Consider the following 21968-nt stretch of genomic DNA (forward strand, 5'->3'; position numbering starts at 1 on the left):
GCACCTTAAACACAATTACCACTGCAAACCGAAAATGCCACGCGTTGGCAGTCGGCTTGAAGCGTTTGTTATAACTCTGATTTCGCCTTAGAGTACAACTTATTAATATCGTCAGAGTTAGAAAAATCTATACAATAAGCCAATTCTATTACGCCACCACTTTTTGACTTATAACCAACAATATCGTGTTTTTCCAACAGATCGCTAACCTCAAAGAACACCTCCAAAGGCAACTCAGAAAACTCTCTATAACCTTGCATTGCCGTTACCGCATCTTCAGCAACATCAGAACCCCTATAGAAGGTTGCAATACAAGAAGAAAGAGCAAAATTTTTAAACAAACGTTCTTCACTTAGAGTACTGAGTGGGCTGGCAACCACCCCGAAGCCATAAAGAGCAATACAGATAGCACTTACTAATCTTCTAATTTCCATAAGTAAGCCTTTTTTGCTTCAGGAAAGTAACAATTATCCGTACATCTTGAACCCGTCCAAATGCTTGCATGTCCGGATGCGTCTAGCCAAGTATCCACATCAACAACCAAGATACCTTTGTAGCCTGCCAATTTATTGGCGTTAGGATTTTTAACCACAACCTCTGGTTCACCAAACTTTTGATACAAGAAATTAATTAGATCTTTCACCCTATAGATATACCAATTGCCCTGACCACCAGATACGGTTTTATTTTTGATGTAAGGCACTTTGAAACCTGCATAGTTAAGTGCATACGACATACGGATTGCACAGGCATTTTCAAATCGCCCCTGCTCTGGAGTTAGAACATTGATGTTGTGATTTACTTTACCGCCGATAGTAGTACCCACTTCGGATACATCTCTATTTACTTTGGCAAAAGCAACTTTCATTTTTAATAAGCTCGGACGTGCAGCCATTGAAATACTTCCCTATCGTTTACTTGTGCAATAAGGTCTCACAAAAGCCGCTAAGATAATAATAACAAGTTAGCTTATTTAGAAGACCTTCAAACTTAGAGGCGTAACAATGAAACTGACAAAAGAGTTATAACGCCCAGTTAAGTAGCCAAAAACGCACAAATGCTGTTTCTGCAAACTACCCTAACCACTAAACCCAACGCAAACTAAAAATGCCATGCGTTTTTGGTCTGCTTGAACTGTTTGTTGTAGCGATACAAGCAAACAGACTTAACTTGGCAATGAAGCACTTAGCTTGCATTCAATGAACAGCATCTTAGCCAACAAAACCCTCTGCAACCAGACCACAAAACCTAAAACGCAGATTCAGTCGAGAATTTAGGGAAACGAGCCGAGAGCAAAGCTTCAAAATTCAACGAACCGAATTGATTTTGAAAGCTTAAAGCAACTTGGATTGCGAGGATTTACCACCTTGATGCTAGTAGAGGAATCAAACTCCAAAACACTGAAGCCAGCAATTTTCGAGAGCCTTACAACCCTTTAATTATCAAAGCGCTATAACGCCAAGTTAAGTAGCCAAAAACGCACAAATGCGGTTTCTGCAAGCTACCCTAAACACAAAACTCACCGCAAACTAAAAATGCCACGCGTTTTTGGTCTGCTTGAACTGTTTGTTGTAGCGATACAAACAAACAGACTTTACTTGGCAATGAAGCACTTAACTTGCATTCAATGAAAGGCATCTTAACCAACAAAATCTTCTGCAGCCAAACCACGAAACCCAAAACACCGATTCAGTCGAGAATTTAGGGGAACGAGCCGAGAGCAAAGCTTCAAAACTCAGTAAATTTGACTGGATTTGAAAGCTTACAGCGGACTTGGTTTACGACGACTTTTCCACCTTGATACTGGTTGAGGAACCAAACTCAAAAACACTGAAGCCAGCAATTTTCGAGAACCTTACAACCTTTAAATCATCAAAGCGCTATAACGCCCAATTAAACTGCCAAAAACGTTCAAAGCCGTTTCCGCATACCACCTTAAACACAAAACTCAACGCAAACTAAAAGTGCCACACGTTTTTGGTCTGTTTGAATTGTTTGTTATGAACGGACTTTACGGTAACCACAGATTTTCAGCAAATACAGAGACCTAAGACACAGAGCCAATTCACAAAATGTTGGCAGCTACTCGATAAACTCACCACGAGTTAACTTAAAACACCCGCCAAGTAATAAGCTTTTCGATGCCCTGCCGCCCCACGAAAACCACGGTGCAGCAAATGGCTGCTAGAGAAAATTACTTGGCATAATCAGCCAAACAGCCGAATTGCCTTTCGATGCCCCCAAAGCGGCATTTCACCAAAGAAACAAAACGGACTTTCAGGCTAAAATCATTTCAAAACAACAAAGACAGCAAATACGAGCGAAGAGTCTTAACCCCTAATTTTGCTGGATTTTTCTAGATGCTTCATAACGCCAGCTTAAACCGCAGACAACGCACAATTCAAGCTGCTGCATTACGCCTTAAACACTAAAATCACTGCAAAATAAAAATGCCACGCGTTGGCTGTCGGTTTGAAGCTTTTGTTATATTACTTAATATCGAAGTATGTTATGGCACAATATCTGGAATCACCCCATGGTGACTTTAAGGTCGGTTCATAACCAATTTGAACTGCTGACTTGGATACATAAGCCGATAGAATTAAAGATAATGTTGCCTTGTCAGCAGAAGCGTCAAGAAATACTCCACGGTCACATCCACCTTGTAAGCCCGAAATTTTGACTAGTGCCATATCTCTGGCTCCGTGATTACTGTGATCGTTTGTATGCATTCTAACAGCACCCATAGCGCCAGACGGCAAGTCAGCTGTAATTTCGGCTGCATTAAGCATACCGCTGATACTTAGTGTTAATACTGCTAATGTATATTTCATATACTCATATACCTTCTCTGTATTGTTAAAATTGCAAAATAATATAACGCCCAGTTAAGTAGCCAAAAACGCACAAATGCTGCTTCTGCAAACTACCCTAAACACAAAATCCAACGCAAACTAAAAATGCCACGCGTTTTTGGTCTGCTTGAACTGTTTGTTGTAGCGCAATGAATAACAAACTTACTTGGCAATTACGCACTTAACTTGCATTCAATGAACTGCATCTTAGCCAACAAAATCTTCTGCAACCAGACCACAAAACCCAAAACACTGAATCAGTCGAGAATTTAGGAAAGCTAGCCGGAAACCAAACTTAAAAATCTGATGAAGCTGAATAGTTTTGAAGCCTACAACGGCTTGGCTTGTGAGGATTTCCCACCTTGACTTAGGTTAAGGAATCGAGCTCAAGAACACGAAAGCCAGCAGCTTTCGAAATCCTTACAACCCTTGAATTATCAAAGCGCTATAACGCCCAGTTAAGTAGCCAAAAACGCACAAATGCTGCTTCTGCAAACTACCTTAAACACAAAACTCAACGCAAGCTAAAAATGCCACGCGTTTTTGGTCTGCTTGAACTGTTTGTTGTAGCGATACAAGCAAACAGACTTTACTTGGTAATGAAGCACTTAGCTTGCATTCAATGAACTGCATCTTAGCCAACAAAATCCTCTGCAGCCAGACCACAAAACCTAAAGCGCAGATTCAGTCGAGAATTTAGGGAAATGAGCCGAGAACAAAGCATCAAAATTCAGCGAACCGAATTGGTTTTGAAAGCTTGCAGCAACTTGGTTTGATCTGAATTTCCCACCTTGATGTTGGCTGAGGAATCGAACTCAAAAACACTGAAGCCAGCAACTTTCGAATTCCTTACAAACCTTGAATTATCAAAGCGCTATAACGCCCAGTTAAGTAGCCAAAACGCACAAATGCCGTTTCTGCAAGCTACCTTAATCACCAAACCCACCGCAAACTAAAAATGCCACGCGTTTTTGGTCTGCTTGAACTGTTTGTTAGAGCGATACAAACAAAAAGCTCGCTTGGCAATGAAGCACTTAGCTTGCATTCAATGAACTGTATCTTAGCCAACAAAACTTACTGCAACCAGACCACAAAGCCCAAAACACCGATTCAGTCGAGAATTTAGGGAAACGAACCGAGAGCAAAGCTTCAAGATTCAGCGAACCGAATTGATTCTGAAAGCTTGCAGCAACTAGGATTGCGAAGACTTTTCCACCTTGATGCAGGTTGAGGAATCAAACTCAAAAACACTGAAGCCAGCAATTTTCGAGAGCCTTACAACCCTTAAACTCTCAAAGCGATATAACGCCCAATTAAGGTGTGAGGCACATAATACCGATGCCACCGCATACCACCTTAATCACTAAAATTAACGCATAGTAAAAATGCCAAGCGTGCCGAATCACTCTTAAATTGTTTGTTAGTTTGCGTGCCAAAGTGACACAGGAATTGCTTATTGCACACTTTAAGACCATAATACACATGTGACATTTTGACACAACAGGAGATAAAATTATGGCTACTACTTTGCCTCGCATCACCGCTAGAGTTGATGTCGATACACAAGACTTACTTACTAAGGCTGCCGCGATCGCCGGCATGTCTAGCATCAACTCGTTTGTTCTAAGCGCTGCAATCGAAAAAGCTAAACAAGTCATCGAACGTGAACAGGCTTTAAAACTGAGCCAAACTGATGCGATGTTGCTTATGGAAGCTTTAGACCGTCCTGCGACACAGAACTCAAAACTAAAAGCTGCTGCTGATCGATACGAGAGCAAAACTCAATGATGAATACGGTACTTCTAGATAAAGCTAAACACGATAGAAACCGATTCAACTGTGGCATCGAAGCTCTCAATAATTACTTAAAAGTAATGGCGAGTCAGCAAGCAAAGAAGGACAACACCAGAACGTTTGTTTTGGAAGATGATAGCGACAACTCACATGTCATTGGCTTTTACACACTAACAATGACACCAATTGACTTAAAGGCATTGCCTGATAAGTTACAAAAAAAGCACCAATCATCCACCTCCGGTGGTCTGATTGCCCGTCTTGCTGTCGATGACCGATACAAAGGGAAAGGCTTTGGTGAGTGGCTGCTTATCGACGCACTCAGAAAGCTATTAGCCGCTAGTGATAGCGTTGCATTTCCAGTTGTTATCGTTGATGCCAAAGACGGAGCAAAACATTTCTATGAACGCTATGGTTTTCAAGCATTTCAAGACGCTGAAAACAAACTCTTCATCACCATTGCAGATGTGAGAGCAAGCTTAGGCTAGTTAACCGCTAGCCTTTGGCAAACTAACGCCAGCTTAAACCGCAAACAACGCACAAAACAAGCCGCTGCATGACGCCTTAAACACTAAATTCACCGCAAGCTAAAAATGCCACGCGTTGTTTGTCGGTTTGAAGCTTTTGTTAGAGCGATACAAACAAAAAACTTGCTTGGCAATGAAGCACTTAGCTTGCATTCAATGAACGACATCTTAACCAAAGTGAGTTTCTGCAACCAGACCACAATACCCAAAACACAGATCCAGTCGAAGAATTTAAAAGAACAAACCAAAGCCAAGTGTCAGAATCCGGCGTTCCCAATTGGCATGGAACCCCACAGCAACTTGGTTTGCGACGATTTTTCCACCTTGATACTGGTTGAGAAAGCGAACTCAAAAACACGGAAGCCAGCAATTTTCGAGAACCTTACAACCCTTAAATTATCAAAGCGCTATAACGCCAGCTTAAACCGCAGACAACGTACAAAACAAGCCGCTGCATCACGCCTTAAACACTAAATTTACCGCAAACTAAAAATGCCACGCGTTGTTTGTCGGTTTGAAGCTTTTGTTAGAGTGATACAAACAAAAAACTCGCTTGGCAATGAAGCACTTGGCTTGTATTCAATGATCAACATCTTAGCCAACAAAACTTACTGTAACCAGACCACAAAACCCAAAACACCGATTCAGTCGAGAATTTAGGGAAACGAACCGAGAGCAAAGCTTCAAAATTCAGCGAACCGAACTGAATTTGAGAGCTTGCAGCAACTTGGTTTGCAGAGCATTTCCCACCTTGATGCTGGTTGAGAAAGCTAACTCAAAAACACGGAAGCCAGCTATTTTCGATAACCTTACAACCCTTGAATTATCAAAGCGCTATAACGCCCAGTTAAGCAGCCAAAAACGCACAAATTCTGCTTCTGCAAACTACCTTAAACACAAAACTCACCGTAAGCTAAAAATGCCACGCGTTTTTGGTCTGCTTGAACTGTTTGTTGTAGCGATACAAGCAAAAAGACTTAACTTGGCAATGAAGCACTTAGCTTGCATTCAATGAATTGCATCTTAGCCAACAAAACTTACTGCAACCAGTCCACAAAACCCAAAATACCGAATCAGTCGAGAATTTAGGAAAACGAGCCTAGAGCAAAGCTTCAAAACTCAGTAAATCTGACTGGATTTGTAAGCGGCTTTTAATTGTTGGCTATAATGTTGAACGAAGTGAAAACAGCCAACTGTTAAAAGTCCGTTTGAATGCCTTGTTATATTAATTTACATACACCGATGTAATTTTGTGCCAAGAGCCATAACAGCCATCAGTCCTTATTGTTACAGATTTATTTTGTGCATGAGCTGATAAAAGAGCTGAGACTAGCCTATCTGAAGCATTAGGTCCAAAGCCAGCCCAGCGCTTAGCCCAACTAGCCCCGTCTGCACAGTCACGGGCACTACTGGCATTTGTAATTATATTGGTTGTAGCTTCAATAGCCATAGCACCATCTTGCTGAAAAAATATTCGATTGATCGAAATAGTATCATCTGCAGCAAACACTATTCCTGGTAATATTGCTATGAACAATAATGATAATTTCTTTAAATGCATTGCTTCCTCTCAAGTAATATAACGCCCAGTTAAGTAGCCAAAAACGTACAAATGCTGTTTCTGCAAACTACCCTAAACACAAAACTCACCGCAAACTAAAAATGCCACGCGTTTTTGGTCTGCTTGAACTGTTTGTTAGAGCGATACAAACAAAAAACTCGCTTGGCAATGAAGCACTTAGCTTGCATTCAATGAACAGCATCTTAACCAACAAAACCTTCTGCAACCAGACCACAAAGCCCAAAACTCCGATTCAGTCGAGAATTTAGGGAAACTGTAATCATCCCCTAAACTAGGGACATTTAGAATTAGAGTTCTTCGGTTTAAACTAAACCAAATGGAGAACACTGATGAAAAAATCACGCTATACAGAAACGCAAATCGTCAAGATTCTGAAAGAAGTTGAGGCTGGCAGGTTGGTCAAAGAGGTCTGCCGAGAGTATGGCATATCAGATGCCACTTACTACAACTGGAAGTCCAAGTACGGCGGCATGGAAGCCTCAGACGTGAAGCGACTGAAGGAGCTTGAGGATGAAAACCGACGCCTGAAGCAAATGTTTGCTGAACTGAGCCTCGACCATAAAATCCTTAAGGATATCGTCGAAAAAAAGCTGTAAAGCCCACGATTCGGCGAGAGTGGGTGGATTACGTCAATAATTGTCACTGTGTGAGTCTGCGTAGGGCTTGTCGTTTAGTCGGCATCAGTGACTCGGTCTATCGGTATCGACCAGATAAGCACCGAGATGCCCCTGTGATTGCCGCCTTGCAAGAAGCCGTTGAACGTTATCCTGCATATGGTTTTGGCATGTTATTCAAAGTGCTTAAGCGATGGGGGTATCGCTGGAACCACAAACGAGTGCATCGACTCTACTGCGAACTGAAGTTGAATAAGCGCCGTCGTGGAAAGAAGCGGCTACCAACAAGAGAGCCTGCCCCTCTCTGTGTGCCAGAAACGTTCAATCAATGTTGGTCAATGGATTTCATGAGCGATTCACTGATGTGTGGTAGACGCTTCAGGACGTTCAATGTTATCGATGACTTTAACCGTGAAGTGCTGGTACCATTGAAATTGACTTGAATCTTCCCGCTCAAAGAGTTGTTCGCGTGTTGGAACGCATCGTCGCCTGGCGAGGTTATCCGAGTCAGTTACGTATGGATAACGGTCCAGAGTTTATCTCAACGGCTTTAGCTGAATGGGCGGAACAACATGACATACAACTCGAATTCATACAGCCAGGCAAGCCCACACAAAACTCGTTTGTTGAAAGGTTCAACCGGACCTATCGAGATGAAATACTCAACATGTATGTGTTCAGAACGTTAAAAGAGGTACGTGAGCTAACAGAAAACTGGGTTCGAGAATACAACGATGAACGTCCCCACAGCTCGCTGGGTGACCTGACCCCTTGGGAATATCTTGCTAAGTTGAAATTGCCGGAAGACTCTAATTTAGGGTGTCACTAAAAAAGGGATGTTTACAAAACGAGCCGGAAGCCAAACTTCAAAATCTGATGAAGCTGAATGGTTTTGAAACCCACAACGGCTTGGCTTGCGAGGGTTTAACACCTTGATTCAGATTGAGGAATCGAACTTAAAAACACTGAAGCAGCAATTTTCGACAGCCTTACAACCCCTAAATTATCAAAGCGCTATAACGCCCAATTAAACTGCCAAAAACGTAAAAATACCGTTTTTGCATACCACCATAAACACCAAACTCAACGCAAACTAAAAGTGCCACACGTTTTTGGTCTGTTTGAATTGTTTGTTATGTGCGTATTTGATACAAGTGCCCTGACTCAAATTCGTTCTCAGCGGTGCACTTTATTTGCCAGCCGAGTTTATGCGCCACTTTTTGGCTACCCACATTATCTGAAGCAATAAAGACTTTAACTTGGATTAAATCAATGGATTGAGCCAGTTTGAATATTGCGGACTTACACATTAGAGACGCTAACCCTTGCCCCAAAACTTCTGACGAATGAAATACCCAAAGTCTAACTCGCCATCAAGTTGAGTAACTCCGCAAAAACCAACAATTTCGTTAGTTTCAATAGACCTGAAAGCAAACCTAGTTTCTGCCTGTTGCTCGTTAGCAAACCAAATCTCGGCTTCTGCATTAGTCAAAGGTCTTCTAGGTCCCAAAAACCTCATAGTTTGCTCGTTTTGAAGCAAGTCAAACACAGAGCTTCGATCACTATCAACTAATTGTGAAATAAAGATTTTATCCAAATATCCCTCCTAGCACATAACACCTTGTTAAGTAGCAGATAACTACCGCTACATTCAAGCAAAGCCACCGTAATCACTAAACCTAATTCAAACCAAAATCGCCGACTGTTAGCTGTCTGCTTGAACAATTTGTTAAACGTCTTTCCAACCTTGTAGCCCTAACTTTGTAAGAACAGTCAGGAAAGGGCTATGCTCAGGATCAAACGCAATCCCCAACTTTGGGCTAACAATAAACCCATATTTATCAAATAAATTATTATCGGTTTGTTTTACATATTTCCCCAATTGCTCGAAGGTCACAGAAACTCCTGCAAGTTTTATCGACGGCGTAATCAGAGTAACCTCATGTAATCTATCCTCTTTATCAAAACGATAAACGTATGAACCAAAATCAAATTCAGTTAATCCAAGTGAATTAGTCTTAATGGAGTTGGGTTGTCCCTTAATTTCCCTTACAGCACGACTAGAGGTATCCAAACTGATACCGTCTATTTCTAGAAATGGAACTATAACCACTGTAGATTCCTCTCGAGGCGTTTAACGCCCAATTAAACTGCCAAAAACGTACAAATACCGCTTCTGCATGCCACCTTAAACACTAAACTCAACGCAAACTAAAAGTGCCACACGTTTTTGGTCTGTTTGAATTGTTTGTTAGCGCACTTTGCCAAAGACTAGAAAGTTAACCTCGCCAAAGTATCACCACAACTGTCTTTACCATACTCTACGAAGCCAAGACTTATATAAAGCTCCTTTGCAACCGTGTTATCTGGACAATAAACTATGTGGATTGCTTTAGGTTGATTCTTCTCTATTTCATTCAGCAGTAAAACCATTAACTGTCGCCCATAACCATTTCCTTGGTATGATTTGTCCACCATGACCCTTGGAATGTAGTATTCCTCAGGCTTTTGCTCCTTCATCCACAATGCATTTACCCACTCGGTATACATTGCAAATCCTACAACCTTACCATCAACCGTTGCTGCTCTTGTCTGATAATCAGGATTAACTGATGACTCGGCAATTGAAAATGCATTTGAAGAAACAAAACCGATTTGCTCCTCCTTTAATTTTAAACGAAGAACATCGTGTATATTGTGCTTTGTAATTCTGTCTAGTTTCACTATCCGTCCTTTGATATGAGCCTTGTGCGCTAACGCCCAGTTAAGTAGCCAAAAACGTACAAATACTGTTTCTACAAACTACCCTAAACACAAAACTCACTGCAAGCTAAAAATGCCACGCGTTTTTGGTCTGCTTGAACTGTTTGTTGTAGCGATACAAGCAAACAGACTTAACTTGGCAATGAAGCACTTAGCTTGCATTCAATGAACAGCATCTTAGCCAACAAAATCTTCTGCAACCAGACCACGAAATCAAAAACACCGATTCAGTCATAAATTTAGGGGAACGAGCCGAGAGCAAAGCTTCAAAATTCAGCAAACCTAATTCGATTTGAGAGCTTGCAGCAACTTGGATTGCGACGACTTTTCCACCTTGATACTGGTTGAGAAATCGAACTCAAAAACACTGAAGCCAGCAACTTTCGAGAACCTGACAATCCTTGAATTTTCAAAGCGCTATAACGCCCAGTTAAGTAGCCAAAAACGTACAAATGCTGCTTCCGCAAGCTACCTTAATCACCAAACCCACCGCAAACTAAAAATGCCACGCGTTTTTGGTCTGCTTGAACTGTTTGTTGTAGCGATACAAGCAAACAAACTTAATTTGGTAATGAAGCACTTAGCTTGCATTCAATGAACGGCATCTTAGCCAACAAAATCCTCTGCAACCAGACCACAAAACCTAAAACACCGATCCAATCGAAAATTTAGAAATACGAACCAAGAGCAAAGCTTCAAAATTCAACGAACCGAATTGATTTTGAAAGCTTACAGCAACTTGGATTGCGAGGATTTGCCACCTTGACTCAGGCTAAGGAATCAAACTCAAAAACACTGAAGCCAGCAATTTTCGAGAGCCTTACAACCCTTTAATTATCAAAGCGCTATAACGCCCGCTTAAGCCGCTGCCAACTTAATACAATGGCTACCGCATTGCGCCTTAAACACAATTACTACTGCAAGTAAAAAATGCCACGCGTTGGCGGTCGGCTTGAAGCGTTTGTTATAACACAATTGCTATACGTCACTTTCCGTCAGCATTTGACGACAATTTCGCACCGTTAGAATGCGAATTTCATGGCTAAGGCTATATATGATGCGATAGTGCCCAAAAATAATTTCACGAAAGTTGGTATGAGGTAATTCCGGCACCATACGACCCATTTCCGGCATACTTGAGAGAAGCTCCGTTTTATCGAAAACCTCATTAACCCAATCTTCTGCTGCTACTGGATTGTCCAACGAAATAAATTCAGCTGCATCACCTAACTTTTGCAATGCTAGTGGTGACCAGACTACTTTCATTTCTTAATACGTCCTAACACTTGAGCACGAGCGTCCTCATTAGAAACACCTAAGCCCGAAGCTAGTTGTGCTTCAGCAGTACGCATTTCTTCAAGTAACTCGATCTTCTCTTGCATTGCTTCATATTCTGCGACATCAAGAACAACAGCTACACCTTTACCACGCTGTGTTATTACTAGTGGTCTGCGAGTTTCGTTGATCTGCTTGATAAATGACGTTACGCCAGCTCGAAATTCAGACAAAGGCTGAATATCTTGGTCGAAATGGATACGGCTCATGTTGAACTCCCAATGGTACAATTTAATGTACAAATAATAGTTTAACTAGTCATTTTGAGCAATAGGCTGATTTTGTGCTATAACGCCAGCTTAAACCGCAGACAACGCACTAAGCAAGCCGCTGCATTACACCTTAAACACTTAATTCACCGCAAACTAAAAATGCCACGCGTTGTTTGTCGGTTTGAAGCTTTTGTATGGATAATCTTTCCTGAATTCGGGTAATGTGAGACCCAGGCTTTAGCTGCAACTAAAGCTTTCTATGGGGTAGTTCGATTGAAGCTAGGCTCCTCTGTCGAGAGACCGATAACAAACATGAACACCCCATAGGACTCCAAGCACAAACCTCGGATAGTCGACTGGGTCTCGAACCCGCATTTCGCAAGCAAGAGTTAGCTTATTATGAATACCAATACACTTCAAAACATTAATATCGGCGTTGATACTGGCAAGACGCAACTCGATATTTTTATACGACCACTTAATCTCTTTTTCGCTGTGTCAAACGACGACAAAGGCATCAAAGACGCCATCAAAACGATAAAAAAACATTCACCTGAACGTATCGTCATTGAAGCAACCGGACGACTAGAAATGCCTTTTGTCCTAGCATGTGCCGAAGCTCAATTACCGATTGTCCGCGCCAACCCTATTCACGTTAAACGCTTCGCTGGAGCCATTGGTCGAAGAGCTAAAAACGACCGATTAGATGCTGAGCTTATCGCTTATTACGCAGAAGCTATCAGTACTCGAAATCTCCATCATAAAGGCAGAAAACATTCGACTGATGAGTGACTTAGTCATACGTCGCAATCAGCTACTCTCTATGCAAACAATGGAGAAGAATCGAATTCAGGTATTGCCCAAATCTCTACATTCGACCATCAAGCCAGTGCTGACTGCCATGAAAAAACAGATTTCAAACATCGAGGATAAGCTGGTTAAACTCATCGAATCGTGTCCAGACTATCAGACCAAAAACGACATCCTGCAAAGTGTTCCTGGTATTGGAAACATTGCCGCTGCATCCATCATCAGCAACGTTCCCGAGCTGGGTTACATCACCAACAAACAAGCCGCTTCACTCATTGGTGTTGCACCCATTACTCGAGAAAGTGGGCGCTACAAAGGCAAGCGAGTGATTCAAGGAGGAAGAGCGCAAGTTCGAACTGTTCTGTATATGGCGATGATGTCTGCTATGCAGTGTAACCCTGTTTTCAAAGCGACTTATACCCGCCTCGTTCAATCAGGAAAACCAAAGAAAGTCGCTATCATCGCCTGCGTTCGTAAGATGGTTGTCATCTTAAACTCAATGCTAAGAGATGGCGCCATGTGGGATGAAAATATATCTAAAAATTAACTATTGACGCCATAGTCGTTTGTTAGCTGCTTTTACCAATGGATTACATGAAATTAAACTTAAATTCCCCATCAGGATCTTCTACATGAATGACATCATTATAATTAACAGCTTTAAAACTAGAATTTTCATGCAAAATACTAATTAGCTTGTTTTTGACAACTTCTGTTTTAAGTGCCGCAGCTAGAGCTTCGTGAGAAAGCTTTATAAAAGGAGTAAATACATCGTCAGTATCTGCCCAATCAGCATAAATTCCCCTCAGTTTCACCGATGCCTCGTCTTTCTCATCGCCTACGCAATGAATGATAAACTCATAATGGGAGTCTTTAGGGTGTTCATTAAACTTTAAACCATCCTTATTCCAAATATTCCAATATAAATCGTCATGATCCGCCCCAGCAGTTTTGGACACCAAGTTAAGTGAGTACAATCACTAACGAGGTGAACAATGACAACTAACAAAAAAACTAGAATTAAACATTCCCCTGAATTTAAGGCAGAAGCTTTGAAGCTATCAGAGAAAGTGGGAGTTGCTGCGGCAGCGAGGCAGCTCGGGTTGCATGAATCCCAGATCTACGGTTGGCGTAAGGCAATTAAAAAAGACACCAGTACCAGTCAGCGTGAAAGAGATCTCGCTGCCGAAGTCGCCAAGCTCAAAAGGCAATTGGCTGAGCAAGCTGAAGAGCTAGATATCGTAAAAAAGGCCGCCACCTACTTCGCGAAAAATCTAAAGTAGATTGCTATGAATTTATGCTAGAACACCTTCTGTGTTTCAATGTGGTCCGCATGGCTAAGGTGTTCGAAGTTTCACGAAGTGGGTTCTATTACTGGATTAAGCATCGCCACAAGGCCATCCAGCGTGAGGCAATACGCCAAAAGCTTGATGAAAAAGTCAAAAAAGCTTTTGACAATAGTAAGGGGCGTGATGGCTCAAGGCGCATCCAGAAAGAGCTAGCTGAGAATGGGGATAGCCGTAATGTTAAAACCATTGCCGCCAGTATGAAGCGTCAGGATTTAACGCCGAAAGCGGCACGCAAGTTTAAATGTACGACGGATAGCAAGCATAAGATGCCCGTAGCGCCGAACTTGCTAGCTCAAGACTTTAACGCAACGGCTCCGAATCAAAAATGGGCGGGAGATATCACGTATCTTGCCACGAGCGAAGGCTGGTTGTATCTGGCTGTCATCATCGACCTTTACTCACGACAAGTGATCGGTTGGTCAATGGATACGAGGATGACGGCAACTCTGGTCTGCGATGCATTATCAATGGCTCTGTTCCGTCGAGGGTTCCCTGAGCATGTTACTGTCCATAGTGATCGAGGTAGCCAGTATTGCTCAAAAGACTATAGGGACATAATAAGTGCTTATAACCTAAAACAAAGTATGAGTAGAAAAGGAAACTGTTGGGATAATGCGTGTGTTGAGAGCTTCTTCCATTCTATGAAAGTCGAGGCGATCCAATACGAACCGATCATGACAAGAAATGAGATGCGCCAAACGGTCTTCGAGTACATTGAGGTTGATTATAATCGGATGAGAAGGCACAGTGCTCTTGGGTATCTAAGCCCAGTTAACTTTGAACAGCAAAATGTCGCTTAATGAAGTGTCCAGTCTTGCTGGAGCAGATCAAACTTATGAACTAAAGCCGTACTCGGCAAATCTTCTTTCATCATCAAACGAATAACCAAATTGACCTCCTAATGCTGACAAGAAACCTAACGCCAGCTTAAACCGCAGACAACGCACAAAACAAGCCGCTGCATGACGCCTTAAACACTAAAATCACCGCAAACTAAAAATGCCACGCGTTGTTTGTCGGTTTGAAGCTTTTGTTAGAGCGATACAAACAAAAAACTCGCTTGGCAATGAAGCACTTAGCTTGCATTCAATGAACACCATCTTAACCAACAAAACCTTCTGCAACCAGACCACAGAACCCAAAACACCGATTCAGTCGAGAATTTAGGGAAACGAGCCTAGGGCAAAACTACAAAATTCAGCGAACCGAATTGATTTTGAAAGCTTGCAGCAACTTGGATTGCGACGACTTTTCCGCCTTGATGCTGGTTGAGGAATCGAACTCAAAAACACTGAGACCAGCAACTTTCGACAACCTTACAACCCTTAAATTATCAAAGCGCTATAACGCTCTGCTAAGTGGCTGACAACTCAACCACAAAACTCAAAATAATCACCGTAAACACAATACCCAATTTGAACCAAAAATGCCAAAGGTTGACAGTCCGTCTTTAGCAGTTTGTTATGTTTACCTCTCCAATCCAACAGAATGGATTTTACAAAATTTTCCGCTTGAGCCAGTCCACAGTTGATCTGTATAAGCAGCAAAATATACCTTTGAATTTGCATGAAATGCAGAAAGCAAAAATGCTGCAATGTTTTTATTACCCAAATTATCACTAGAATCTAACCAATAACCATCATCACACCCAGCGGACGGACTATCTACGACAATTACTATTCGATTGTTATGTTTTGTATTTTCTCCATATGTATACAATTTTGAAATTGTCGAAGTACCACTGATATTAGCGGCAGAAATATTGATAGAAAACACAACTGCCATCACTGTACAAATTTTTTTTAACATTTATTTGTCCTCATATTAAAAGTAACATGCATTAGAGAAACTTGATTTAATTTCCCTCAGTTTCTTTCTTTTCTACTTTTTATGTAAATCGCAATACAACTTGATAGTGTAGCATCCACCACATAACGCCCAATTAAACTGCCAAAAACGTACAAATGTCGTTTCCGTATACCACCTTAAACACTAAACTCAACGCAAACTAAAAATGCCACGCGTTTTTGGTCTGTTTGAATTGTTTGTTATGAACGGACTTTACGGCACCCTCAAACTTCCAGCAAATACATAAGGTTGAGACACAGAGCCATTTCACAGAATGCTGGCAGCTACACGAAAGACCCACCACGGATTTACTTAAAACACCCGCCAAGTCTAGAGGTTTTCGATGCCCTGCCGCCCCACAAAAACCACGGTGCAGCAAATGGCTGCTGGAAAAAATCACTTGGCAAAAATACCCAAACAGCCGATTTGCCTTTCGATGAAACTAATGCGGCATTTCGGCAAAGAAACACAACGGATTTGCAGGCTGAGATCATTTCAAAACAACGAAAACATCAAATACGAATAAGGAACATTAACCCTTAATTTTACTGGATTTTTCTAGATGCTTCATAACGCTTTGTTAAGTTGCAGCTAACTGCCACGACACTCAAGCAAAGCCACCGTAATCACCAAACTCAAACCGAACCAAAAATGCCACAGGTTAGCTGTCAGCTTGAACAATTTGTTAAGTCGATTACTCACCAACACACAGAGAATCTAAAAACACTGAAAATGATGGGGATAAATTAGTCATATTATGTTCCCAAGGTTCACCATCATAGTTAGCTTCTTCATGGTCCCAGTGAAAAACTGCTCCCTTGGTTGGTTCCTTTAATGATATACAGAACACGTCCCCTCCAGGACTTTCCGCTATTGGAAGATAACCTTCAGGAATCATTCCCTTTTGCTCACTTATTTGACGTAGAAGATCATCATGGTATGTTTCCCCTCGAATAGCATAAAAATAGCCTACGTAATCAAAATGCTGATTTTCGTGTCGTACGCCATCTAAGATTGGCCTGCCACCATTGTGTTTAAGCAAAAAAGATTTATATTCCACCGGCAATTCAAACCCAATATTTTCTTCCACCGAGTGCAAATCAACTTCGCTTATTGAAGTATGAGAATCTTCAAAAATCATTATGTTACCCTTATGACTTAACGCCTTGCTAAGTTGCAGCTAACGAACACAACACTCAAGCAAAGCCACGTAATCACTAAACTCAACCAAACCAAAATCGCCGATCGTTAGCTGTCTACTTGAGCAATTTGTTATGTTTATTTTTCCACCGGTTCTACCTTTTCGTTACCTGTTACTTCAGGTTGAACAACCGGGTCTATTGGATGGTATGGAGGTAAATAGGTTATGTGCATTGGTAACGAACGCTTGCCTTCTAAAATAGCTAACACGCCTTCACGGACTTTAGTCTGTTCATTTTCGACGCGCCCATGCGCAATAGGACTATAGCAATCTCTTTTAAGCTGGACTTCATCGAAGTCATAACCTAATGATTGAGCCATAGCGTAAAGAAGGCTTGTAAATAAATCATTACTCCGTTCAATCCACGCATCGAGTCTTTCATCAGGAACGCTATTATTTAAATGATCGTTATATATTTTCCAAGCATTCGTAACTTTTTTATCAGCTTCGGACTGCCAACGTTTCCCAAAAACAGATTTCCCGTAGAAATCAAGATCTATCATATTTAGAGCAGAAACATGAGCTCCCGATAATCTCGTTGCACGCGTTTCCATCAGAGTGTGGAACAATTGAAGTTTTCTTCTTTTTCGTTCTGTTATATTTTCAATTATCTTCTGAGCTTGGACTGCCAATACTGGACCGATAATAACCGCTCCAATTGTAATCCAATCTTTGATTTCCATGTTTAATTCCATACTTTCCTCGATAAACATAACGCCTTGTTAAGTAGCAGCTAACTACCACCACGCCTAAACAAAGCCACCGTAACCACTAAACCCAGCCAAACCAAAATCGCCGACTGTTAGCTGTCTGCTTGAACAATTTGTTAGAGCCCCGTGCATGACGTTGTTCTACTTACCTACCCCATGTATACACGCAACATTCACTGCATATTGGTCAGGTCGAGAGCGCCTTTGATGATGAGTGTAAATGCCACAGGTTTTACAAAAGTAGTGTTTCGCCGTCATCGTGTGAAACTGATAAAGAGTTAAATTGTTCAAACCAGATTTAACTTGAAGAAGCGCTAACGGAACAGGCGTCATTTTTGAGTTTCGAATAGTACAAATTGAACAGGAGCACCCGTATTGTTCCAGTTCCCCACTTTTACTTTGAAATTCAATTTGTACTGCACCACAGTGACAAGAGGCTTTAAAAGAGTATTCGTTATTCACAACTGCACCATATCCTTATAATTTGCCTCAGAGGGGCTATAACGCCCAATTAAACTGCCAAAAACGGACAAACGCCGTTTCCGCATATCACCTTAAACACCAAACTCAACGCAAACTAAAAGTGCCACACGTTTTTGGTCTGTTTGAATTGTTTGTTATGAACGGACTTTACGGCAACCTCAGAATTTCAGCAAATACAGAAGGTTGAGACGCAGAGCCAATTCACAAAATGTTGGCAGCTACACGATAAACCCACCACGAGTTGACTTAAAACACCCACCAAGTATTGAGTTTATCGACGCCCTGCCGCCCCACAAAAGTAATGGCGCAGCAAATGGCTGCTAGAAAAAACCAATTTGGCAAAAATAACCAAACAGCCGATTTGCCTTTTGATGAAACCCAAGCGGCATTTCACCAAAGGAACATGCCGATTTTCAATTAGGAAAAATTCAAATCATGATGAAAAGAAAAGTAAACTTTGAACCTTAGCCCCTAATTTTACTGGATTTTTCTAGATGCTTCATAACGCCCTGTTAAGGTGTGAGCAACGCAATACCGAAGCTACCGCAAACCACCTTAAACACTAAACGCAACGCATAGTAAAAATGCCACGCGTTGCGAATCACTCTTAAACAGTTTGTTAACCCTATGCTTACTGCCAAGCCACAAAGTCAGATATATTGTCTAGGCGCTCAACCACCACAGCTCTCCCTAAACAACGACTCCAATAAGTTTCACGATCGGCTTGCTCTCCAGCACCTGACCATTCAACTACTCGTAAGGGAGTACTTTGTAAGTAAGGTTTTAGTAGCATATTTAAATGTGTATCAAACCCTGAATATCCAAAGAGAATGATTTCCTCTGCCTCGGATAAAGCAAATTGAAGATAATCCCAATATGTAGAAAGGGCATGAGACGCAGCGATAACTGAAGGTTTATGTTTTACATGAGTTAGCACAATATGTTTGCTTGGTATATCTCGCCCTAAATGAAGACTGTCTCTCGATAATTTAACAATATTACCACCATCCTCCATAAACAAAGGTGAGCCGTGGAGGTGCAAGTAATAACCAAAGTTATTTTCGAACCTCCGCTCTAAAGCATCTGCTGAAAACCCACGACCAAGCATTCCATCGATAAGGCTACCGTTATAGCTGTAAACATCCCTTTTTTAGTGACACCCTAAATTAGAGTCTTCCGGCAATTTCAACTTAGCAAGATATTCCCAAGGGGTCAGGTCACCCAGCGAGCTGTGGGGACGTTCATCGTTGTATTCTCGAACCCAGTTTTCTGTTAGCTCACGTACCTCTTTTAACGTTCTGAACACATACATGTTGAGTATTTCATCTCGATAGGTCCGGTTGAACCTTTCAACAAACGAGTTTTGTGTGGGCTTGCCTGGCTGTATGAATTCGAGTTGTATGTCATGTTGTTCCGCCCATTCAGCTAAAGCCGTTGAGATAAACTCTGGACCGTTATCCATACGTAACTGACTCGGATAACCTCGCCAGGCGACGATGCGTTCCAACACGCGAACAACTCTTTGAGCGGGAAGATTCAAGTCAATTTCAATGGCCAGCACTTCACGGTTAAAGTCATCGATAACATTGAACGTCCTGAAGCGTCTACCACACATCAGTGAATCGCTCATGAAATCCATTGACCAACATTGATTGAACGTTTCTGGCACACAGAGAGGGGCAGGCTCTCTTGTTGGTAGCCGCTTCTTTCCACGACGGCGCTTATTCAACTTCAGTTCGCAGTAGAGTCGATGCACTCGTTTGTGGTTCCAGCGATACCCCCATCGCTTAAGCACTTTGAATAACATGCCAAAACCATATGCAGGATAACGTTCAACGGCTTCTTGCAAGGCGGCAATCACAGGGGTATCTCGGTGCTTATCTGGTCGATACCGATAGACCGAGTCACTGATGCCGACTAAACGACAAGCCCTACGCAGACTCACACAGTGACAATTATTGACGTAATCCACCCACTCTCGCCGAATCGTGGGCTTTACAGCTTTTTTTCGACGATATCCTTAAGGATTTTATGGTCGAGGCTCAGTTCAGCAAACATTTGCTTCAGGCGTCGGTTTTCATCCTCAAGCTCCTTCAGTCGCTTCACGTCTGAGGCTTCCATGCCGCCGTACTTGGACTTCCAGTTGTAGTAAGTGGCATCTGATATGCCATACTCTCGGCAGACCTCTTTGACCAACCTGCCAGCCTCAACTTCTTTCAGAATCTTGACGATTTGCGTTTCTGTATAGCGTGATTTTTTCATCAGTGTTCTCCATTTGGTTTAGTTTAAACCGAAGAACTCTAATTCTAAATGTCCCTAGTTTAGGGGATGATTACATAGCCATCTACTAAATCATTATCGATAAACGAATTGTACAAAAGCTTGTCATAATTCAATGTTGCAACATGCGACTTGGTTTCCCGAATAAAGTTAACTAATGCGTCCTCAAAGGCTTGAGGCAACGTACCATTATAGTTATGAAGTTTGGTCGCTACCTTATGAATATAAGTAGCAGTTATTTCTGGAAATGACTGACCATCTTCCGTAAGCCAGTGAATATCACCGTCACCGATTGAGTTTAGAGATTTACAATGCGTTATTGCTTGATGAAGTAAATCTAGTTCATCTTCTCCTTGAGGCGCTCCAGAGCGACCAAGGCAACGCTCTATTAGTTGCTGCTGTTCTAAAGTTAAGAAATCTTCACGTTCCCAGATATCTTCCAAAGCAGCGGTTAAAGAAAAATGAGCAGGATCTAATGACATTCCTAACCCATTCCCAAAAATTATTAATTTCCTAGCCAAAATTTACTCCTAATTCTAATAAATAGGGTTAACGCCCAGTTAAGTAGCCAAAAACGTACAAATGCTGTTTCTGCAAACTACCCTAACCATTAAACCCAACGCAAACTAAAAATGCCACGCGTTTTTGGTCTGCTTGAACTGTTTGTTAGAGCGATACAAACAGAAAACTCGCTTGGCAATGAAGCACTTAGCTTGCAATCAATGAACAGTATCTTAGCCAACAAAACTTACTGCAACCAGACCACAGAAACCAAAACACCGATTCAGTCGAGAATTTAGGGAAGCGAACCGAGAGCAAAGCTTCAAAATTCAGCAAACCAAATTGATTTTGAAAGTTTGCAGCAACTTGGATTGCGACGACTTTTCCACTTTGATGCTGGTTGAGAAAGCGAACTCAAAAATACTGAAGCCAGCAACATTCGAATTCCTTACAACCCTTAAATTATCAAAGCGCTATAACGCCTTGTTAAGTAGCAGCTAACTACAACTACACTCAAACAAAGCCGCCGTAATCACTAAACCCAACCAAACCAAAATTGCCAAACGTTAGCTGTCTGCTTGAACAATTGTTATGTTTTTATTCTTACCACCATCATTGAAAAAAGTACTAAAACTACAAGTGGTAAATACCAAGATGCTACTGTAACTGGAAGCCGCTCAAATAGTGTTAAATTCAATTCTTGCAATGATTCTAATACCCCCTGCTTCAAGAACGTTAAAATAATTATCGGCGATACTAACTCAGTAATATAAGCTAATAGCACACCAAGAGTAATAAGTTGAGAGTTATGAGCTAGTATTTTTAGCTTTACAGTTAGCAACACTAATAGAGCTGTAAATAGTAAACTTAAGACTACAGCACGAACTAAATCAAGTACTAGACTAGCTTCCGGAAATGGAAGTTGTGCGATCAAGTGCTCGACGTGAAAGGTTTGAAGCAAAGTGATTATAGCTAGGGCAGCAGACTTGGTATACCACTCAGAATGATAAACAGTTGAGTATAGAAAACATACAAGCAGGCCTGCAATCAGCGGAACACCGTAAGAAACCAGCTTTTTCATAATTCCACCATCCCTGTTAAAAA

Annotated in this window: 23 protein-coding genes and 2 pseudogenes; 6 read left to right on the forward strand and 19 right to left on the reverse strand. The window is 41.6% G+C overall.

The genetic code is table 11. The features are described 5' to 3' along the window. Positions 1-68: 68 nt before the first annotated feature. From LDO37_RS25740 to LDO37_RS25750, 3 genes are all read right to left on the reverse strand, one after another. Positions 69-434: a hypothetical protein gene (locus tag LDO37_RS25740; protein ID WP_126608616.1), complete on the reverse strand. Its 366-nt coding sequence runs from the start codon at positions 432-434 to the stop codon at positions 69-71. Then, entirely contained in the window at positions 416-895 is a 480-nt protein-coding gene (locus LDO37_RS25745) for a type VI secretion system amidase effector protein Tae4 (protein WP_126608615.1), read from the reverse strand. The genes LDO37_RS25740 and LDO37_RS25745 overlap by 19 nt, the downstream gene beginning before the upstream one ends. A gap of 1594 nt (positions 896-2489) precedes the next feature. Then, the gene (locus tag LDO37_RS25750) at positions 2490-2834 is read right to left on the reverse strand and encodes a hypothetical protein (protein WP_126607806.1); all 345 of its coding nucleotides are present in this window, start codon (positions 2832-2834) and stop codon (positions 2490-2492) included. A gap of 1536 nt (positions 2835-4370) precedes the next feature. Between LDO37_RS25750 and LDO37_RS25760 the strand changes: the two genes are divergently transcribed. From LDO37_RS25760 to LDO37_RS25770, 3 genes are all read left to right on the forward strand, one after another. Then, positions 4371-4643, forward strand: a complete 273-nt coding sequence (locus tag LDO37_RS25760; RefSeq protein ID WP_126608258.1) for a type II toxin-antitoxin system TacA family antitoxin — start codon at positions 4371-4373, stop codon at positions 4641-4643. After that, positions 4640-5137, forward strand: coding sequence for a GNAT family N-acetyltransferase (locus LDO37_RS25765; RefSeq protein ID WP_017053840.1), 498 nt, complete (start codon positions 4640-4642; stop codon positions 5135-5137). The genes LDO37_RS25760 and LDO37_RS25765 overlap by 4 nt, the downstream gene beginning before the upstream one ends. A gap of 105 nt (positions 5138-5242) precedes the next feature. Next, on the forward strand, positions 5243-5650 hold the full coding sequence (locus tag LDO37_RS25770) for a hypothetical protein (RefSeq protein ID WP_126608259.1): 408 nt from the start codon (positions 5243-5245) through the stop codon (positions 5648-5650). Between the two features lie 751 nt (positions 5651-6401). Here LDO37_RS25770 and LDO37_RS25775 read toward each other — a convergent pair. After that, positions 6402-6737 (reverse strand): hypothetical protein, encoded by a 336-nt coding sequence (locus LDO37_RS25775; protein ID WP_126607678.1) that lies wholly within the window; start codon positions 6735-6737, stop codon positions 6402-6404. A 350-nt stretch (positions 6738-7087) separates the two neighbouring features. Between LDO37_RS25775 and LDO37_RS25780 the strand changes: the two are divergent. Continuing rightward, a pseudogene (locus LDO37_RS25780) lies at positions 7088-8201 on the forward strand (IS3 family transposase). A gap of 304 nt (positions 8202-8505) precedes the next feature. Here the strand turns inward: LDO37_RS25780 and LDO37_RS25785 are convergent. From LDO37_RS25785 to LDO37_RS25810, 6 genes are all read right to left on the reverse strand, one after another. Next, positions 8506-8682 (reverse strand): hypothetical protein, encoded by a 177-nt coding sequence (locus tag LDO37_RS25785; protein ID WP_224055503.1) that lies wholly within the window; start codon positions 8680-8682, stop codon positions 8506-8508. Between the two features lie 8 nt (positions 8683-8690). After that, positions 8691-8969, reverse strand: a complete 279-nt coding sequence (locus tag LDO37_RS25790; protein WP_224055504.1) for a GNAT family N-acetyltransferase — start codon at positions 8967-8969, stop codon at positions 8691-8693. A 132-nt stretch (positions 8970-9101) separates the two neighbouring features. Continuing rightward, positions 9102-9485 carry a hypothetical protein gene (locus LDO37_RS25795; RefSeq protein WP_224055505.1) on the reverse strand — a complete coding sequence of 128 codons (384 nt, stop codon included), beginning with the start codon at positions 9483-9485 and terminating at the stop codon, positions 9102-9104. A 158-nt stretch (positions 9486-9643) separates the two neighbouring features. Further along, complete coding sequence (locus LDO37_RS25800; protein ID WP_126609048.1) at positions 9644-10096, reverse strand: GNAT family N-acetyltransferase; 453 nt, start codon at positions 10094-10096, stop codon at positions 9644-9646. Positions 10097-11113: 1017 nt separating this feature from the next. Then, positions 11114-11401, reverse strand: coding sequence for a type II toxin-antitoxin system RelE/ParE family toxin (locus LDO37_RS25805; protein ID WP_104403463.1), 288 nt, complete (start codon positions 11399-11401; stop codon positions 11114-11116). Continuing rightward, complete coding sequence (locus tag LDO37_RS25810) at positions 11398-11679, reverse strand: type II toxin-antitoxin system Phd/YefM family antitoxin (RefSeq protein WP_011080399.1); 282 nt, start codon at positions 11677-11679, stop codon at positions 11398-11400. The genes LDO37_RS25805 and LDO37_RS25810 overlap by 4 nt, the downstream gene beginning before the upstream one ends. 402 nt (positions 11680-12081) lie before the next feature. Between LDO37_RS25810 and LDO37_RS25815 the strand changes: the two are divergent. Beyond that, a pseudogene (locus tag LDO37_RS25815) lies at positions 12082-13039 on the forward strand (IS110 family transposase). Positions 13040-13082: 43 nt separating this feature from the next. On the opposite strand, the gene LDO37_RS25820 reads toward LDO37_RS25815, so the two are convergent. After that, on the reverse strand, positions 13083-13451 hold the full coding sequence (locus LDO37_RS25820) for a hypothetical protein (RefSeq protein ID WP_224055563.1): 369 nt from the start codon (positions 13449-13451) through the stop codon (positions 13083-13085). Between the two features lie 36 nt (positions 13452-13487). On the opposite strand from LDO37_RS25820, the gene LDO37_RS25825 reads away from it, so the two are divergent. Beyond that, positions 13488-14641 (forward strand): IS3 family transposase gene (locus LDO37_RS25825; RefSeq protein ID WP_224055256.1). Its coding sequence is split into 2 segments (ribosomal slippage): positions 13488-13734 and positions 13734-14641, totalling 1155 coding nucleotides; the frame shifts between segments, so codons are not numbered across the junction. A gap of 667 nt (positions 14642-15308) precedes the next feature. Here the strand turns inward: LDO37_RS25825 and LDO37_RS25830 are convergent. From LDO37_RS25830 to LDO37_RS25870, 8 genes are all read right to left on the reverse strand, one after another. Then, positions 15309-15650 (reverse strand): hypothetical protein, encoded by a 342-nt coding sequence (locus tag LDO37_RS25830; RefSeq protein ID WP_126610338.1) that lies wholly within the window; start codon positions 15648-15650, stop codon positions 15309-15311. A 733-nt stretch (positions 15651-16383) separates the two neighbouring features. After that, positions 16384-16830 carry an SMI1/KNR4 family protein gene (locus LDO37_RS25835; RefSeq protein WP_126608696.1) on the reverse strand — a complete coding sequence of 149 codons (447 nt, stop codon included), beginning with the start codon at positions 16828-16830 and terminating at the stop codon, positions 16384-16386. A 137-nt stretch (positions 16831-16967) separates the two neighbouring features. Next, positions 16968-17573, reverse strand: a complete 606-nt coding sequence (locus LDO37_RS25840; RefSeq protein ID WP_126608697.1) for a DUF6680 family protein — start codon at positions 17571-17573, stop codon at positions 16968-16970. A gap of 168 nt (positions 17574-17741) precedes the next feature. Continuing rightward, the gene (locus LDO37_RS25845) at positions 17742-18062 is read right to left on the reverse strand and encodes a GFA family protein (RefSeq protein WP_126608698.1); all 321 of its coding nucleotides are present in this window, start codon (positions 18060-18062) and stop codon (positions 17742-17744) included. 652 nt (positions 18063-18714) lie between these two features. Beyond that, positions 18715-19191, reverse strand: coding sequence for a hypothetical protein (locus LDO37_RS25855; protein WP_224055564.1), 477 nt, complete (start codon positions 19189-19191; stop codon positions 18715-18717). A 42-nt stretch (positions 19192-19233) separates the two neighbouring features. Continuing rightward, positions 19234-20345, reverse strand: a protein-coding gene (locus LDO37_RS25860; protein WP_224055501.1) for an IS3 family transposase whose coding sequence is annotated in 2 segments (ribosomal slippage) — positions 19234-20093 and positions 20093-20345 — 1113 coding nt in all. Because the reading frame shifts where the segments join, the coding sequence is not laid out codon by codon here. 59 nt (positions 20346-20404) lie between these two features. Continuing rightward, positions 20405-20884: a hypothetical protein gene (locus LDO37_RS25865; RefSeq protein WP_224055565.1), complete on the reverse strand. Its 480-nt coding sequence runs from the start codon at positions 20882-20884 to the stop codon at positions 20405-20407. 569 nt (positions 20885-21453) lie between these two features. Further along, the gene (locus LDO37_RS25870) at positions 21454-21945 is read right to left on the reverse strand and encodes a hypothetical protein (RefSeq protein WP_126606841.1); all 492 of its coding nucleotides are present in this window, start codon (positions 21943-21945) and stop codon (positions 21454-21456) included. Positions 21946-21968 lie beyond the last annotated feature (23 nt).

This window comes from Vibrio penaeicida, from assembly GCF_019977755.1.
Classification (GTDB): domain Bacteria; phylum Pseudomonadota; class Gammaproteobacteria; order Enterobacterales; family Vibrionaceae; genus Vibrio; species Vibrio penaeicida.

What these genes read in the sequence shown, in the direction of transcription:
- LDO37_RS25740 (WP_126608616.1), bottom strand. Translation starts at nt 434, where the DNA reads ATGGAAATTAGAAGATTAGTAAGTGCTATCTGTATTGCTCTTTATGGC.
- LDO37_RS25745 (WP_126608615.1), bottom strand. Translation starts at nt 895, where the DNA reads ATGGCTGCACGTCCGAGCTTATTAAAAATGAAAGTTGCTTTTGCCAAA.
- LDO37_RS25750 (WP_126607806.1), bottom strand. Translation starts at nt 2,834, where the DNA reads ATGAAATATACATTAGCAGTATTAACACTAAGTATCAGCGGTATGCTT.
- LDO37_RS25760 (WP_126608258.1), top strand. Translation starts at nt 4,371, where the DNA reads ATGGCTACTACTTTGCCTCGCATCACCGCTAGAGTTGATGTCGATACA.
- LDO37_RS25765 (WP_017053840.1), top strand. Translation starts at nt 4,640, where the DNA reads ATGATGAATACGGTACTTCTAGATAAAGCTAAACACGATAGAAACCGA.
- LDO37_RS25770 (WP_126608259.1), top strand. Translation starts at nt 5,243, where the DNA reads ATGCCACGCGTTGTTTGTCGGTTTGAAGCTTTTGTTAGAGCGATACAA.
- LDO37_RS25775 (WP_126607678.1), bottom strand. Translation starts at nt 6,737, where the DNA reads ATGCATTTAAAGAAATTATCATTATTGTTCATAGCAATATTACCAGGA.
- LDO37_RS25785 (WP_224055503.1), bottom strand. Translation starts at nt 8,682, where the DNA reads ATGTGTAAGTCCGCAATATTCAAACTGGCTCAATCCATTGATTTAATC.
- LDO37_RS25805 (WP_104403463.1), bottom strand. Translation starts at nt 11,401, where the DNA reads ATGAAAGTAGTCTGGTCACCACTAGCATTGCAAAAGTTAGGTGATGCA.
- LDO37_RS25810 (WP_011080399.1), bottom strand. Translation starts at nt 11,679, where the DNA reads ATGAGCCGTATCCATTTCGACCAAGATATTCAGCCTTTGTCTGAATTT.
- LDO37_RS25830 (WP_126610338.1), bottom strand. Translation starts at nt 15,650, where the DNA reads ATGTTAAAAAAAATTTGTACAGTGATGGCAGTTGTGTTTTCTATCAAT.
- LDO37_RS25835 (WP_126608696.1), bottom strand. Translation starts at nt 16,830, where the DNA reads ATGATTTTTGAAGATTCTCATACTTCAATAAGCGAAGTTGATTTGCAC.
- LDO37_RS25840 (WP_126608697.1), bottom strand. Translation starts at nt 17,573, where the DNA reads ATGGAAATCAAAGATTGGATTACAATTGGAGCGGTTATTATCGGTCCA.
- LDO37_RS25855 (WP_224055564.1), bottom strand. Translation starts at nt 19,191, where the DNA reads ATGCTTGGTCGTGGGTTTTCAGCAGATGCTTTAGAGCGGAGGTTCGAA.
- LDO37_RS25870 (WP_126606841.1), bottom strand. Translation starts at nt 21,945, where the DNA reads ATGAAAAAGCTGGTTTCTTACGGTGTTCCGCTGATTGCAGGCCTGCTT.